Raw genomic sequence first — 12,040 nt, forward strand, 5'->3', positions numbered from 1 at the left:
GCGCAAGGCGATACTCGAATGTCGATAAGTGTGCTGGGGATCGTCGAGCCGACATGCTTATGCTCCGCTGCGGGTTGAGCGGGAGCGCAACTTGCGTTCACACCACCGATAGATGCTGAGGGCCGCTCGGTGGTGTGGGGACAATGCGCCTTTATCGAGAAGATAGCGAGCACATTGTTTCGGTCCCTGTGAGAAACTATCTGTGAGTTTCTGAGCGTAGTCGCTGGCTGACTGGTCAGCAATGCGAGCTTGCCGCGACGCTCCGGGAGTTTTTCGCCCCGGCGAAGACCCTTGCAAACACATGCATCGATGCCGCATTGGCATCGAGAAGCAACATGTTGAGAGACCAAATTCAGATAAAGGTAGACTCTAAACCGAGCGCGCTTGTTGGTGCTGCTGATCTTTAAGCGATTGGTTGATTGCACGCTGAGCCGCGCTGATAGCCTCTGCTCGGTTTAAGGCGATTCCCGTTCTTGGAGACCGACCATCTCGCTCGAACGACCATTTCCAGCCCGGCGGATTGATCGTCTGGACGACCGTGTATTCAATACCCTGATGTTCCATGACTTATCATAGCTTTGTGTCGAACCACCCCGTACACAGCGACGGACCCCAATTATTCGACATCACTAGACCTCTTCCCTGAACGATCGACGCGCACCGCTCTGAATTCTGTAGGCCCGTCAAGCAGGCGCTGCTTGCGCGTCTCGCGCTGCTCGGAATCCGCGGAACTGTCCGCCCTATCGTCCAATACCGCGCCGGCTAAACGAAGGGCTCGCCTTCTTTGGCGGAGCACTCGCGATCTTCATCATCTTCTTTCGTCATTCGACTGGCCTGTGAATGGGAGCGCACCTCATCGGACACGCCCGCTCGGTCGGCGAAGTTCAACATCCGCGGCAAATATTCTTGAGCTTTGCGGCGGTTCGAGCTTCTTCCACAAGGAATGGGTCCTTGTATCCTGAGAACGCGTCGACGCCCTTTTCGGCGGGATTTTGGGTTTTTGGTGGGAACGCCGCATCGTAGCAGGAGAGGCGCGCATTGGCGCTCTCGATCGCACGACAATTCGGAGCCACAGCGGACGCGGCAAAGGCAGATGCGCTCAGCGCCGATGCCAGCAAAAGCGCTGGCGTCCATATGCCAAGTCGAGTTGTCGTCATGCTGAAGATCCCGTCACTATTTGCTTTTGCTGGCCCAGGGCGGCGTCTCGCCGGTCCAGGCCGGAAGAGAATCCCATTCAGACCAACGCATCCGGCGCTCCTCGCCTCCGACCCTCACGAATACAAAGGGCGCATCGTCCCGGCCTGTCTTCGAACCGACGAAGATTGCCGGAACGCCGTAGGCATCCCTGATGATCGCGGTGTTCGCCATTTCAGATTCCTGTATGGCTGAAGTTGGCTCCAGCGCCCCGCATCGTGTTTTTAACGCACGGCCATTGAACGGACTTGTCGCTATAGAACGGCCGCAAACCCAACCAGCAGTGCGAGAAAGAGCGGTACCAATAACGGTGGCACGAGCCACGCACGAATGTCGAATTTGTCGGGATTTGACATATGACCGCCTTCTCCTGGTGTAAGGCGGGAGCGCGAAGCCCTCAGTCACCGATAACAGCCACGAAGCGCGCGATGATACCGACTGTGTAGCAGTCTTCTTAGCAATTAGCGAGGTCAATTTCACACAAGTTCGTCTGCCGAGCCCCTGAAGCGAATGAGCGTGTTGGGTCCAAAAGTCTGGGTGATCGGAACGTCTGCCGCATCGCGGCCTTGAGCGATCAGGACGCGGCCAATTCTCGGCGTGTTGTTGCGTGGATCGAAGGGTACCAGCGGTCGCCAAGATGTGCCTTGAACCAGCCTGTAAAGCCGTCGGTGGCTCGTTACTTCAAGGCGGAGACCTCATTGAACGTAGAGGCCTCCTTGGTAACGGCCGAGATTGAGCTGCCCGACTTGCGAACGACGTTGGTAAACTGCTCATCCGAGAGCCTGAGCCGTTTGCGCAGGATCTAGCGCCTGCACTTTATCTCTCAAATCCAGCTAATTGCGGAAGTATGTCGGCTTGGGCTTGTTCATGAAACTCTCGCGGCGAGGGGATGGACCGGATCGCGGGCTGAGCGGGCGTTACGCCGCTCCTGCCGCGATAGTGACTGTCCCGCTCTCGCGAAGATTCCGTCGCCGTGAAGTCAACGTCCCCACCGACCGGCGTTCCGCCGACTCGATGAATACCTCGGCAGAGCGAGTAGTCGGTCGCAAGTCCGCTTCGGATCATCTTCGACCGCTTTCAGCGGAAATTATCGGTTGGCTGCTGTCCGCTTCTACCCCGTAAGCGTCCAATCGGCCGGAATCGTTGCGTCTGGCCAGCCCCTGTGATTCAAGCTTCCAAACTGGGGGCTCGAACCATGACCTTCGTCGTCGTATGCGGAACGGTTCTTGTCTTCTTGCCTTGGGTCACCGCTCAATTCTTTCGCCTGAACGGCGGCCGCTCGTTTAGGCTCGAGTTTGGACAAAGCCGGCTGGCGCGGCGAATATCGGAAGCGGCGGAATATCGTCGCTTGCTCACGCATGACTAACTTGCTTGTCGCCGCTCGGAGGTGAAATTCCATTTTCCGGCGGTAGTTCAAACGGTGAGTTTTGGTCTGGGAAGGTAGAAAATGCTTTATCCTTTCAATAGGGATTGACTGACACTTTCTCCGCCACTCGCACGATGTTGAGCGCCAACCCGCTATTTTGAATGATGTCGCGCGCCAGAGTTACGGCTAGCGATTTGCCCAGCCATGGCACATATTGCGCCTATGGACATATTCCCTCGGTTTGAAGCTAAGGTGATGACAAGCGGTCGCTGGTTCGTTTCGGTAGTTACTGGACATGGGCCGGATTCGCATGTCGGGGACTTCGCAACCAACGAAGACGCCAAGAATTGGATTTTGACCAAGTCGAAGTACTGGCCCGGCAAACCGGATACGCCGTAGTGACCGGACGCGACAAATGGACGGTAGACCTTCAGTGCCCACGCTGTGGAAGGATCGATGTGGCGAGCCTCTCACAGGCGAATGGCTACGACTTCAAGAGGGGCGACGCCGCTACCCGCGCCGATCATGTGCCGAACGGCTTCATCTGCAATGACCCAAAGACTAGCAGCTTCGAATGCTCGAAATGTCAGGTGCCGATTCCGTGATCATGCCCAAGCGCTCTCGGGATCCAACCAGCTCGCAAGGCGATCAGCTCTGCGGCACAGCACAGCAATCTTCGCCAAAGCGGAGAGCGCTAGAAGCGTTGGTGCTTGAGCAGCTCAACCTAGAGCATTGAGAGCACGACGATCCCGTCTTCGAGTTCTCCCGAAGCGAGGCGTGCCCGCGCCATTTGCTCGAACTCGGTCCGATATTTATGAAGATAGCTAAAGGCTTGCTTATCCGTCTGAAACGTCGTTGGGAGTCTGCAAATCTGCCGCGCTGCGCCGAGCGCAAGAGAAAAAGTGATTGTTCCGCCGCCGTCTGATCTGGCCCTACGCATGATTGGCCCACCAAATGTGATTGATCGCACGACGGATCGACGGTTGCTGGAATAGACTATCGCGCCAACTTACTTCCGCGTTTCTTCGGCGCGACCGCCGGCAAGGACGGGAGCAAAGCCGCGTCGACGGCTTCCTTCGTCTCGCGGAGCTCCCGAAGTCGCGCCATATTCGTTCGAACGTCAATGGCCTGCCTCTCGACATCCGCCAATGCCCGCGCGCCCTCTTCGACAGCCAATCGTCTACGATTGGAGCGTGCGGTGACTTCGGGGGACGGCTCTGCTGATTTCCTGGCGCTCATTTTTCTTCCCGCTTTGCCACGGACAAGACCCGCTCAATCCGGAAATCGAGCGGGCAGGGCGGCCGTTTCAGTACATCCGTGAAACGGCGCCACAAGATCAGGCCAGCGAGAGGTTTTCAGCGCTCACTTTGCCACGCATCTTGTCGGTCTTGACCTCGAAGTTGACCTTTTGGCCTTCGGCGAGACCGGCGAGGCCAGCCCGTTCGACTGCGCTGATGTGAACGAACACATCATTGCTGCCGTCGTTCGGCTGGATGAATCCAAAGCCCTTTTGGCCGTTGAACCACTTAACAGTACCTGTCGTCATTTTCATTCTCCAAAGCGCACGAGCGCGAGCCGCGTGACAATCACGCGGTAACCTTCAACTTCGTCGATGTCTTCGGAAAAGGAGCCCGCGGGCGCGTTCAACAAGGCACAGCGGCTAATCGAATAAAGTCAATATACACGCCATTTGTCCTTTTACAAGGAGCGCAGCCAATTTGTTTCAGCAAGGTTGGTTTTGGTCCCGTCGAGCAGTATCGAACTTCCGACGTCACGATAAGGCCTTGTCGATTGACTTGACCGACCGGGAGGCTCAGGCTGCGTGTCCTAACTAGGCTTCCGTGACCGGTCGCGCAGCTCGTTTGAGGCCGGCAAAGAATCCGGCTTCACTTTCTCATCACCACAGTCGAACTCCTGCGCCATCGGCTGCATGCAGGTTTTGCCGCGTTCGCAGCCAAGCGAGGATTTCAATTGCAGGTACTTGTTCGCGACAACAATATCGACCAGGCGCTTCGTGTTCTGAAGAAGAAGATGCAACGTGAAGGCGTCTTCCGGGAAATGAAGCAGCGGCGTTCCTACGAAAAGCCTTCGGAGAGGAAGACCCGCGAAAAATCAGAGGCCATTCGCCGGGCCCGCAAACTCGCTCGGAAGCAGGCCATCAGGGAAGGGTTGCTGCCAGCGCCCCCGAAGAAGAAGCTTCCGGAGCGCAAGCCGCCTTTGCCGGAGATCACCAGCAAGGAACGCGCTTAGCAAATGGAATGTCGGTTTCGGGACACGTGAACGCCGACCGAAGCGTGCGATGCGTCTTGCTGACGGGGCGATAGTCCTACAGTGTGAAGTCGATGCCGCGCAGCACAATACCCCGTGGATTGCCCTCAAGTTCCGCCGCCCGATACTTGCCGGCCGCGCGCGCCTCGATGCGGTCGCGCAAGCGGAGGAACTGGGCTTCGCGGTGCTCGGGACGGACCTGCGGGCCGCGCTCGAGGTAATCCATCGCGGAGGTCGAGATTGCACAAGGAATTTCCTTGCCGCCGTCCCGCATCGAGAACAGCACGATCATCCGGTCATACTCGTGACCAATATAGTGGCCGCTCGTGAGCGTCATGATGGACTCCTCTGCATGGTGGCTTCCTGGCACAATTGTTCTTTCAACTCGTCGTTACGTGCCGCCGGATCGCTTTACTCCTCGCCGGAGAGCCGCACGAAATCGTCGAGCAATGCCGCCACCAGCGCGCGGTGCCTCGTGTCCTCGACAGGCAGGCTCGCGGCATAGAGGTTGAGCAGATGTCGCGCCTTGACAGCGGCCTCTGGCCACGAAGCGGCAGGCACCGTCATCATGCGGTGTTCGAGTTCGGCTTCCCGCTCACGCAGTTCCCTTACATGAGCCTCGACTTCGGCCAGCGCGCGGCGCAGATCAGTCGCCTTCTGCGCCGCCATGCCGCGATGCTTGTCGAGATCGACCGGCTGGTCAGTCATTGGTGGCACTCGCATCCGCAGCCTGCGCATTGGCAAGGTCGACCGAGCCGATCGAGAGCATCTCCATGGAGTCGCGGACGTCTTCCGCGGGCACCATGATCATCGTAGCGATGCGGCGGAAGGCCGAAAAGGTGAGACCCTCGATCGTCTCCTCATCGGTGATGACCTCGTAAGCGCCCGCGGGCAGCAGCCTCTCGATGCCGCGGATTCGGAACGGATGCCTGAAGGTGACGGTCTCTCGCCGCGAGCGGATGGTCATGCGCGCCTACCTTTTTTGCAAGAGGAGTCCCCACCGACCGGCGGCGACGACCATGCGCCCATCGTGCGGCAATAGCCAGCACATTCGTCATTGCCGCGCGCGCTGACGCGGCAGCGCGGCCGTCGTCCATGCGCGTCGTTTTAGTTCTCGCTATTGGTGTGCCGCAGGCGTAGGATGATCGGATCACCGCTCTTCTCAACGGCATCGACCGGTGACTGAGGGTCACGTGCGCTCCCGCCGACAGAGCTGCAGGAGCATTCGATGCCGCGTTTCCGCGCCTCGGAATGGATCGTCCCGCCGGTGATCGTTCCACTGTTTCTTCTGCTTCTGGTGTGTGCTGCGGCCGTCCTCCATGGGTAAGGGCACGCGCGTGCCTTACCTGGTCACGGGGACCAACGAGTATGGAAGCGCCAATCTCGGTCGCGGCAGCGCCACCGTCGCGCTGCGCCTCGCGCGAAAGCTGCTTCGCGATGGCTACATGGATGTCCGCGTCTGCACGCCGCGTGGGCGCGTTCTGCAGTCGGATGAACTGGACGAACTCGAACCCCAACAGGAGATTGATGGGATGGCCAAGGGGCAGCAACGCGGCAATCGCGAAGCCAAGAAGCCGAAGAAGGAAAAAACCAAGGTGATCGCGGCGGCGCCGAGCCGGAAAGAGGCTGCTTGGCAGCCGGATTTCGGGCCGGCGAAGAAGAGGTAGCTAAGGATCGGAGCTTCTACTTGCCGGCTTCCAAGGCTTGCGGCGAAGTCGGTAGGATTTCGCATCCGGGAGCTTTGGTGAGGCGATTATGAGCCGCCGTAGCGTCGTCTGTAGCCTGATGGCGGTCGGTCCAAGTTGACCATTGAGCCTATGGATGTCGCTTGACCTCTTCCTCGTCGGTCGCTCGATGCTGGACAGGTTGGCGCGTCGTCGACGGAAGCCCGCGTCTGCACGCGCATTCAGCCATTCAAGAAAGGCAACCTGCATGAAACTTCCCGCCCCGTTGCAGGGTGAGTCGCGAACCCGTCTCCTTCAGGGGATCGCTCTTGGCGCCGTCGCGACCGTGACGGTCGGTTTCATCTGGGGCGGTTGGGTCACGAGCGAGCGCGTCAGAATCATGAGAGCCGCGGCGGAGAGCAGTGGCCGTATGTCTGTTCTCGTACCCCTGTGCGTTGCCCAGTTCACGGCCGCGGACGGGGCGATCGCAAGGTTCAAGACCACCAGTGTCTATTCCAAAGAAAGCCTTGTTAGCGAGGTCGTGAAAAACGTGGCCTCCACGAGCATGGATTACGCATTGGCTACGGCCTGTGTGAGCGCCATCGATCTCGAGCTCGCAAAGACAGCGACGAAGAGCTGAGCAAAAGGTGTGGCAAGCCGGCCTGCCGCGACAAGACGACTTGATCCATCTGGACAAACGCCCGGTCTCATTGCTTCAGCCGATCAGTCTCAAATACAAAGGCGGCCCGGAAGAGTGGTCCGCTCAGCGCTCGAACCTCGATCGCCATGTGCTGGCGCTCATCGAGCGGCGGAAGGTCTTTGGCTAGGACGTGGACTCATTAGCGCCGAGCCATAGCCTGATTGACGCGAGTTGGACGAAGGCGAGGTAATTGGCGGCAAGTTTGTCGTAGCGTGTCGCTACCCGACGACATTGCTTGATCCTGTTGAAGAACCGCTCAACTCGATTGCGAGCGCGATACAGGTAAGGACTGAAGCAGATCGGTCCGCTGCGATTGCTTTTCGGCGGGATGTTGGCCCATGCGCCTTTCTTGATCGCAAGTTCTCCAATCCAATCGGCGTCGTAGCCACGGCCGCCAGCAGATCCAGGCTTCATACGTGACAGGAGTTTTCCAGCGAGCCGATTGTCGTGGGCCTCGCCAGGCGTCAGCGCAAGTCGGACCGGTAGGCCGTTTGTATCCACGACCGCATGAATCTTGCTGGTCAATCCGCCCCGTGACCGTCCCATGCATTGTCTTTTATTCCGGTTGATGCAGGCTCCATGTTGATGCACGCGGGCAATCGACGTGTCGATCATTTGCAGAGCGGGATCATGGGCGGCTGCCAAGGCCTTCATAATCGCCGCCCACACACCTGCTCGTCGCCAGCGAACGAAGCGATTGTAACAAGTCGTATACGGGAAGGCCTCTGGTAGATCGCGCCATGGCGCCCCGGATCGTAACACCCAGAAGATGCCGTTGAGTACACGGCGGTCATTCACCCGCGGTACGCCGCGCGGCTTGTTCGGCAACATTGGCCTTATGGCAGCCCACTCCCCGTCGGTGAGTTCGTAGCGCATGATTCGAGCCCCCAGTTTGGGAGTTTGAATCACAGCTCGGAGCGCGGGCTCAATGTGAGCTTCCCGTCTAGGCGTTCGGACACTATCCGCCTGACAGCGGACCTATTCTGCTCACATTGAGTTTTGTAGCGTTTGACCCACAACAGACGATCGGTAGATCGCGTGCGGCCCAATTTCGTTGAAACGTTGGGAACGATTGGCCAGGTGATGCTTTGGGCCTAATGGCTCCCGACTATCGAACGGTTCCAGACTATCGCCACCTGCAGTCAATATGCGAGCGACAGGCCGTCGCTACCAGTAATGATGAGGCTCGCAAAGCTATGGAGGAGATGGCCGAGGAGTATCGCAAGATGGCTGACACCCTTGAGCGCAAACTACAGGAACAACACCGCCACTAAGGCTCACCGGACGGTTTCGTTCGCAATGGAGCGAACGATGGACTCTTTGAACAGCGATAGGTTGGCACCACAACCGTCCCAGGAGGACCGCCGCTGCCTTCGTTGCAACGCGCCGGCACACTGGCTTGCCACACTACTAGACACCCATACAAGGAAGACGGTCCGCATTTTCCAATGCGGCGAGTGTTGCGATGTTACTTGGGACGACTGAAGGCTGGCCTCAAAGACGAAGTCCGGACCACGCGCCAAATTGTCGGCTCCATCGGGGTAGACCGGAAGCGGACGCCCGACTGTCCGAATGGCGCTCATAACCCGGGACGGACATACCCAAAAATTTCGTTTCGCGCAGGGAACTGAAGCCCAGCCAACTGCATATTAGGACTGGAACTGTTGAACCCTACGGATTAGGACCCGTAAGCACGAGGTTGTGTCATGCAGCGTCGACGTTTCAAACAGACCCTTCCCCTTGAAACCCGCCTTACCGAAGAAGCGAAGCGCCTCCGCGAAAAAGCCAAGCTGCATCCGCCCGGCGCTCTCCGCGACGAACTCATCCGCAAAGCGCGACATGCCGAAACTGCCTCTCATATGAATGAGTGGCTGACATCGCCGGGTTTGAAACCACCCGAATAGCATCACCTTTGACGCGCGACAGCTCCACGCCGGCTCGCGCTCGTGAGGCGCAGATGAGGTTCATCCCTGATGAAACTTATGTTGCGGCGCTTGCGCGATACCGCTCAATGGTGCGCCGACTTGAGGCTGGCAATTTGTTAACCAAAGAGTTGCTGGCGCGCTCCAAACGTGCGCTATCCAAATCGCGCGTATTGCTGGCGACGCCGGCTCCTAAGGTTTGGCCCGGTCGACAAGGTTTCAATCTATCGGAAGATAAAAATCCGACTGATTAACATGTGTGGTGGCGAACCAAGTTGCGACCACTTCATCTTGGACCAATGCTCGATCCCTTGCTTGCACGGGCCCAATTGGCCATCTTGGAAAATCGCACCTTGCGGCGCGAGGCCAACTCGCTGAGGGACCAGATTGACGACGCACGCGCCAAGTTGCGCCTCAGCGTTTTCGAGATCCAGATGCTGCGTACGGAGTTCAAAGCCATACGCGAGGATCGCCACTGGGCCGCGTTCGTTGACTAGATGTCTAGGTGTAGGCGAAGAGAGGCCCAGCCTGCGAGGTCACCTGTTGGCCACTTCAGTTGGCGCAGTGCAGCGACATGTCTGAAAGTTGGGGGTAGATTGGACGTGGCAGGCCAACTTCAAGAATGTCGAGATTGACCCGCAGCCGACCTGCAAGCGGCAGTTCCTGAATTGTACCGGGGTGGCGGTTCGTTCCTACTTCTTGGGGGGCTGTCCGTATTTGAACCGAGGTCTAGTTTTCCCTGAACTTGATGGTTGAGACCGGCCATCTTCCGTCGTGGCCCTTGATCGAAATCCGAAGCCCGTGCAATTCATCCAGCCAAACGTCCTCGACGGTGCCTGCCTGTCCGTCGGTAAGGGCGACGGCTTTGCCGACCAATTCGCATTGCGCCGCACCGTACTCATTCAAGATATTTGAGGCATGGTGCTTCACCGATGGCATTGCGCCTCCATATTCGGTGGGGCCGTCCGTGCTGTCCTGGTCGGCTCAACGGCGAAGCTTGTCCCAGTGCCCAGAACTGGGAATGATTGATGGCGACTGCTCGTCCAATTCGCGCAGCCGGTCGATTTGCGCTCTAAGGCTCCCCGGTAATTCCGTCTCTTCCTTCAGGAACGCGCGTAGTCTCCCTCCAATCTCTTGAACAATTGCTCGGCTGTGCTTGGGATCTATGTCAATGCGGTTGCGCATAGGAGGCCTCGTTCGGGTAAGCGCCAGCATCGGCGCCCCCCTGACGCAGCTCTCCCGCTCGCGAGCGCGGCTGGCAATTCTGGAATGGAACCGGAGACCGCCGCTTTTGGCTATCTGTGCGAGCGCTTGTTGTTGAGAACAGCGGGTCCCGCGATAGGAACCTTTGGCTATCCGCGACATGCGCCGTGTAGTTTAACGGCGAGCGACGGTCTCATGATTCCAAAGTATTGACCGGAGCTTTCGTTCCCCGACTTCTGATCGTGACGGCGTTGGGCGGAAGAGGGAATTGATTAGAGCGGCCGAGCCGACGAATTGAGGAACTTGCAGCGTGGAATAGATGGAGACCTTTCATCGCGCTCGAACGGATTGACGAGGATGCTTTTCGGACGGCGCGCAAGCGGACGTTCCGAGGCGAGGGTTAGATAGGGCTCTCGGAACCATTTCTCGGCGTGTCCGGTTAGTTACTGGGGGTCGACGGAGGAACCATCGCCATGAGGATCGAATATCTTGCTGCAATTGCGATAGCGGCCTTTGTCGCCGGTACTGGACTTGCGGTCCATTCTGTCGGCTCGCTGCCGCCCGAGAAGCAGTCCACGCCCGTTGCCGCCCAATTGGCGCTCGTCGAGTCTGTGGATCCCTTTTTGCATCGGTCCGGTAGCTAGCGGCTAACGTAACTCAAAACGCCTTGGCAAGGCTGCCTCACTCATGAGGGGCATCGCGCTCGTTCGGCAGAGCGATCGGCTCCGAATTCACGGCCCCCAGCGCGTGCGACGATCAGTGCAAGGAACGTTGCAACACCTTTGCCTCACTCGCGCTCTGTCGGATTGAACGCAAGAATAGTTCCGCTGCTTCTGCTTCGCGTCCGCCCCTTCAGCGACCTCGGGAGACGTCCGCTTTCCCGCCGCTGTTAGGGGGTGAGCGGACATCAGGCGGCCAGCCGCTTAATGATTACACAGCCTAGATCGCCTAACGCTCTCGCAGCTTCGATCTCGGCCGCCTTCTGATCGGCGAGCTCGAGTCCTTCTTCGTCGGGATAGAGGTCTTGGCCGTCTCTGATGCCGAAGTAGTACCGGGTCATCACAGCGCTCCTCTGCAGGCGGGAGCGCGCGTTGTCTCTCAGTCACCAACGCCCATAGTCGGCTGTTGTCGGTGATGCCTGACAATATGAGTAAGGCGACGACGTTCCAAGCTAAATTCCTTTTCGCTCAGAGCTTTCCTGGGGAACTCGTGATCGAACAGCGGATTGATTTGGACAGGCATGCGAGCAGCTGCGCCCGACGAAGCAATGGACGCAACTGTGATGGTGGCCAGCCATTACGATCGATCGATCTGTTCGCACGCGCTATTCGCCTCAGAAAATCAGGCTGCGAACGTGACCGGCAGGCGCAGTACTGGTGCTTTTGAGTCGCGCGCGTTCGTGCAATTTGAGGGCAACAAGATGATGAAGGACGAACACGCGGCTCGGGCCTTGCGCCAGGCCAACGAGCTGTTCAAGCAGGTCGACGCGACGAAAGAGGTGAGTGACTACGAAAAAGCGCAACAGTCATTTCATGAAAACCGCGAGCGTTGAAAGCGGAGCGATTGGCTCGCGAGGCCAAACCGAGTCGTCGACCTGATTAGGAACCCGTTCGTGCGCCGGCGGTACTCGACGTCTGGAATGGAGAGGCACTCCAGTGGAAGAGGAGGGCCATCGTCAGCGCCCAAACGCTGACAGTTGAAGTCGCGATGTTTTGGGGGCGCA

21 protein-coding genes and 1 pseudogene are annotated in these 12,040 nt (G+C 58.4%); 9 read left to right on the top strand and 13 right to left on the bottom strand.

From position 1 onward, the window contains the following. Positions 1 to 369: 369 nt before the first annotated feature. From JQ603_RS07265 to JQ603_RS37970, 4 genes and pseudogenes are all read right to left on the bottom strand, one after another. A complete protein-coding gene (locus tag JQ603_RS07265) occupies positions 370 to 564 on the bottom strand; it encodes a hypothetical protein (RefSeq protein WP_212337729.1) in 195 nt (64 codons plus the stop codon). A 320-nt stretch (positions 565 to 884) separates the two neighbouring features. Next, positions 885 to 1,157 (bottom strand): type VI secretion protein, encoded by a 273-nt coding sequence (locus JQ603_RS07270; protein WP_245003405.1) that lies wholly within the window; start codon positions 1,155 to 1,157, stop codon positions 885 to 887. A 16-nt stretch (positions 1,158 to 1,173) separates the two neighbouring features. Beyond that, entirely contained in the window at positions 1,174 to 1,368 is a 195-nt protein-coding gene (locus JQ603_RS07275) for a hypothetical protein (protein ID WP_212337730.1), read from the bottom strand. Positions 1,369 to 1,670: 302 nt separating this feature from the next. Beyond that, positions 1,671 to 1,867, bottom strand: a pseudogene (locus JQ603_RS37970) (transglutaminase family protein); the annotation flags it as partial. 522 nt (positions 1,868 to 2,389) lie between these two features. Between JQ603_RS37970 and JQ603_RS07280 the strand changes: the two are divergent. Next, positions 2,390 to 2,560, top strand: a complete 171-nt coding sequence (locus JQ603_RS07280; RefSeq protein WP_212337731.1) for a hypothetical protein — start codon at positions 2,390 to 2,392, stop codon at positions 2,558 to 2,560. 724 nt (positions 2,561 to 3,284) lie between these two features. Here the strand turns inward: JQ603_RS07280 and JQ603_RS37975 are convergent. The 3 genes from JQ603_RS37975 to JQ603_RS07285 form a co-directional block, all read right to left on the bottom strand. Next, positions 3,285 to 3,500, bottom strand: coding sequence for a hypothetical protein (locus JQ603_RS37975; RefSeq protein WP_245003406.1), 216 nt, complete (start codon positions 3,498 to 3,500; stop codon positions 3,285 to 3,287). 56 nt (positions 3,501 to 3,556) lie between these two features. Continuing rightward, positions 3,557 to 3,799, bottom strand: a complete 243-nt coding sequence (locus JQ603_RS37980) for a transcriptional regulator (protein WP_245003407.1) — start codon at positions 3,797 to 3,799, stop codon at positions 3,557 to 3,559. A gap of 97 nt (positions 3,800 to 3,896) precedes the next feature. Further along, positions 3,897 to 4,106 carry a cold-shock protein gene (locus tag JQ603_RS07285; protein ID WP_061019979.1) on the bottom strand — a complete coding sequence of 70 codons (210 nt, stop codon included), beginning with the start codon at positions 4,104 to 4,106 and terminating at the stop codon, positions 3,897 to 3,899. 425 nt (positions 4,107 to 4,531) lie between these two features. On the opposite strand from JQ603_RS07285, the gene rpsU reads away from it, so the two are divergent. Next, positions 4,532 to 4,810, top strand: a complete 279-nt coding sequence (gene rpsU / locus JQ603_RS07290) for a 30S ribosomal protein S21 (RefSeq protein WP_212337733.1) — start codon at positions 4,532 to 4,534, stop codon at positions 4,808 to 4,810. 76 nt (positions 4,811 to 4,886) lie between these two features. Here the strand turns inward: rpsU and JQ603_RS07295 are convergent, their stop codons facing one another. The 3 genes from JQ603_RS07295 to JQ603_RS07305 all read right to left on the bottom strand — a co-directional run bounded on the left by JQ603_RS07295 (position 4,887) and on the right by JQ603_RS07305 (position 5,795). Continuing rightward, on the bottom strand, positions 4,887 to 5,165 hold the full coding sequence (locus tag JQ603_RS07295) for a DUF1488 family protein (protein ID WP_212337735.1): 279 nt from the start codon (positions 5,163 to 5,165) through the stop codon (positions 4,887 to 4,889). Between the two features lie 74 nt (positions 5,166 to 5,239). Continuing rightward, positions 5,240 to 5,536 carry a hypothetical protein gene (locus JQ603_RS07300; protein WP_212337737.1) on the bottom strand — a complete coding sequence of 99 codons (297 nt, stop codon included), beginning with the start codon at positions 5,534 to 5,536 and terminating at the stop codon, positions 5,240 to 5,242. After that, a complete protein-coding gene (locus tag JQ603_RS07305; RefSeq protein WP_212337739.1) occupies positions 5,529 to 5,795 on the bottom strand; it encodes a hypothetical protein in 267 nt (88 codons plus the stop codon). The genes JQ603_RS07300 and JQ603_RS07305 overlap by 8 nt, the downstream gene beginning before the upstream one ends. Before the next feature lie 352 nt (positions 5,796 to 6,147). Between JQ603_RS07305 and JQ603_RS07310 the strand changes: the two genes are divergently transcribed. The 3 genes from JQ603_RS07310 to JQ603_RS07320 all read left to right on the top strand — a co-directional run bounded on the left by JQ603_RS07310 (position 6,148) and on the right by JQ603_RS07320 (position 7,319). Beyond that, positions 6,148 to 6,495 (top strand): hypothetical protein, encoded by a 348-nt coding sequence (locus tag JQ603_RS07310; protein ID WP_212338283.1) that lies wholly within the window; start codon positions 6,148 to 6,150, stop codon positions 6,493 to 6,495. 265 nt (positions 6,496 to 6,760) lie between these two features. After that, positions 6,761 to 7,132 (top strand): hypothetical protein, encoded by a 372-nt coding sequence (locus JQ603_RS07315; protein WP_212337740.1) that lies wholly within the window; start codon positions 6,761 to 6,763, stop codon positions 7,130 to 7,132. 40 nt (positions 7,133 to 7,172) lie between these two features. Further along, positions 7,173 to 7,319, top strand: coding sequence for a hypothetical protein (locus JQ603_RS07320; RefSeq protein ID WP_212337741.1), 147 nt, complete (start codon positions 7,173 to 7,175; stop codon positions 7,317 to 7,319). On the opposite strand, the gene JQ603_RS07325 is transcribed toward JQ603_RS07320, so the two are convergent. Continuing rightward, positions 7,316 to 8,068, bottom strand: a complete 753-nt coding sequence (locus JQ603_RS07325; RefSeq protein ID WP_212337742.1) for an IS5 family transposase — start codon at positions 8,066 to 8,068, stop codon at positions 7,316 to 7,318. The two genes, JQ603_RS07320 and JQ603_RS07325, sit on opposite strands and share 4 nt — an antisense overlap. Positions 8,069 to 8,898: 830 nt before the next feature. Here JQ603_RS07325 and JQ603_RS07330 point away from each other — a divergent pair. Beyond that, on the top strand, positions 8,899 to 9,096 hold the full coding sequence (locus JQ603_RS07330; protein WP_212337743.1) for a hypothetical protein: 198 nt from the start codon (positions 8,899 to 8,901) through the stop codon (positions 9,094 to 9,096). A 53-nt stretch (positions 9,097 to 9,149) separates the two neighbouring features. Beyond that, positions 9,150 to 9,368: a hypothetical protein gene (locus tag JQ603_RS07335; RefSeq protein WP_212337744.1), complete on the top strand. Its 219-nt coding sequence runs from the start codon at positions 9,150 to 9,152 to the stop codon at positions 9,366 to 9,368. 475 nt (positions 9,369 to 9,843) lie between these two features. Here the strand turns inward: JQ603_RS07335 and JQ603_RS07340 are convergent, their stop codons facing one another. Next, positions 9,844 to 10,053 (bottom strand): PRC-barrel domain-containing protein, encoded by a 210-nt coding sequence (locus JQ603_RS07340; RefSeq protein ID WP_212337745.1) that lies wholly within the window; start codon positions 10,051 to 10,053, stop codon positions 9,844 to 9,846. A gap of 737 nt (positions 10,054 to 10,790) precedes the next feature. Between JQ603_RS07340 and JQ603_RS07345 the strand changes: the two genes are divergently transcribed. Continuing rightward, a complete protein-coding gene (locus tag JQ603_RS07345) occupies positions 10,791 to 10,961 on the top strand; it encodes a hypothetical protein (protein ID WP_212337746.1) in 171 nt (56 codons plus the stop codon). Positions 10,962 to 11,224: 263 nt separating this feature from the next. Here the strand turns inward: JQ603_RS07345 and JQ603_RS07350 are convergent, their stop codons facing one another. Then, positions 11,225 to 11,377, bottom strand: a complete 153-nt coding sequence (locus tag JQ603_RS07350) for a DUF6894 family protein (RefSeq protein ID WP_212337748.1) — start codon at positions 11,375 to 11,377, stop codon at positions 11,225 to 11,227. 180 nt (positions 11,378 to 11,557) lie between these two features. Here JQ603_RS07350 and JQ603_RS37985 point away from each other — a divergent pair, with 180 nt between their 5' ends. Then, a complete protein-coding gene (locus JQ603_RS37985) occupies positions 11,558 to 11,869 on the top strand; it encodes a hypothetical protein (RefSeq protein ID WP_245003408.1) in 312 nt (103 codons plus the stop codon). Positions 11,870 to 12,040 lie beyond the last annotated feature (171 nt).

It is taken from the genome of Bradyrhizobium liaoningense, assembly GCF_018130825.1.
GTDB lineage: Bacteria > Pseudomonadota > Alphaproteobacteria > Rhizobiales > Xanthobacteraceae > Bradyrhizobium > Bradyrhizobium liaoningense_B.

Bases quoted from the DNA above. Each gene is read 5' to 3' on its own strand.
- JQ603_RS07265 (WP_212337729.1), bottom strand. From the start codon at position 564: ATGGAACATCAGGGTATTGAATACACGGTCGTCCAGACGATCAATCCG.
- JQ603_RS07270 (WP_245003405.1), bottom strand. From the start codon at position 1,157: ATGACGACAACTCGACTTGGCATATGGACGCCAGCGCTTTTGCTGGCA.
- JQ603_RS07275 (WP_212337730.1), bottom strand. From the start codon at position 1,368: ATGGCGAACACCGCGATCATCAGGGATGCCTACGGCGTTCCGGCAATC.
- JQ603_RS07280 (WP_212337731.1), top strand. From the start codon at position 2,390: ATGACCTTCGTCGTCGTATGCGGAACGGTTCTTGTCTTCTTGCCTTGG.
- JQ603_RS37975 (WP_245003406.1), bottom strand. From the start codon at position 3,500: ATGCGTAGGGCCAGATCAGACGGCGGCGGAACAATCACTTTTTCTCTT.
- JQ603_RS37980 (WP_245003407.1), bottom strand. From the start codon at position 3,799: ATGAGCGCCAGGAAATCAGCAGAGCCGTCCCCCGAAGTCACCGCACGC.
- JQ603_RS07285 (WP_061019979.1), bottom strand. From the start codon at position 4,106: ATGACGACAGGTACTGTTAAGTGGTTCAACGGCCAAAAGGGCTTTGGA.
- JQ603_RS07295 (WP_212337735.1), bottom strand. From the start codon at position 5,165: ATGACGCTCACGAGCGGCCACTATATTGGTCACGAGTATGACCGGATG.
- JQ603_RS07300 (WP_212337737.1), bottom strand. From the start codon at position 5,536: ATGACTGACCAGCCGGTCGATCTCGACAAGCATCGCGGCATGGCGGCG.
- JQ603_RS07305 (WP_212337739.1), bottom strand. From the start codon at position 5,795: ATGACCATCCGCTCGCGGCGAGAGACCGTCACCTTCAGGCATCCGTTC.
- JQ603_RS07310 (WP_212338283.1), top strand. From the start codon at position 6,148: ATGGGTAAGGGCACGCGCGTGCCTTACCTGGTCACGGGGACCAACGAG.
- JQ603_RS07315 (WP_212337740.1), top strand. From the start codon at position 6,761: ATGAAACTTCCCGCCCCGTTGCAGGGTGAGTCGCGAACCCGTCTCCTT.
- JQ603_RS07325 (WP_212337742.1), bottom strand. From the start codon at position 8,068: ATGCGCTACGAACTCACCGACGGGGAGTGGGCTGCCATAAGGCCAATG.
- JQ603_RS07330 (WP_212337743.1), top strand. From the start codon at position 8,899: ATGCAGCGTCGACGTTTCAAACAGACCCTTCCCCTTGAAACCCGCCTT.
- JQ603_RS07335 (WP_212337744.1), top strand. From the start codon at position 9,150: ATGAGGTTCATCCCTGATGAAACTTATGTTGCGGCGCTTGCGCGATAC.
- JQ603_RS07340 (WP_212337745.1), bottom strand. From the start codon at position 10,053: ATGCCATCGGTGAAGCACCATGCCTCAAATATCTTGAATGAGTACGGT.
- JQ603_RS07345 (WP_212337746.1), top strand. From the start codon at position 10,791: ATGAGGATCGAATATCTTGCTGCAATTGCGATAGCGGCCTTTGTCGCC.
- JQ603_RS07350 (WP_212337748.1), bottom strand. From the start codon at position 11,377: ATGACCCGGTACTACTTCGGCATCAGAGACGGCCAAGACCTCTATCCC.
- JQ603_RS37985 (WP_245003408.1), top strand. From the start codon at position 11,558: ATGCGAGCAGCTGCGCCCGACGAAGCAATGGACGCAACTGTGATGGTG.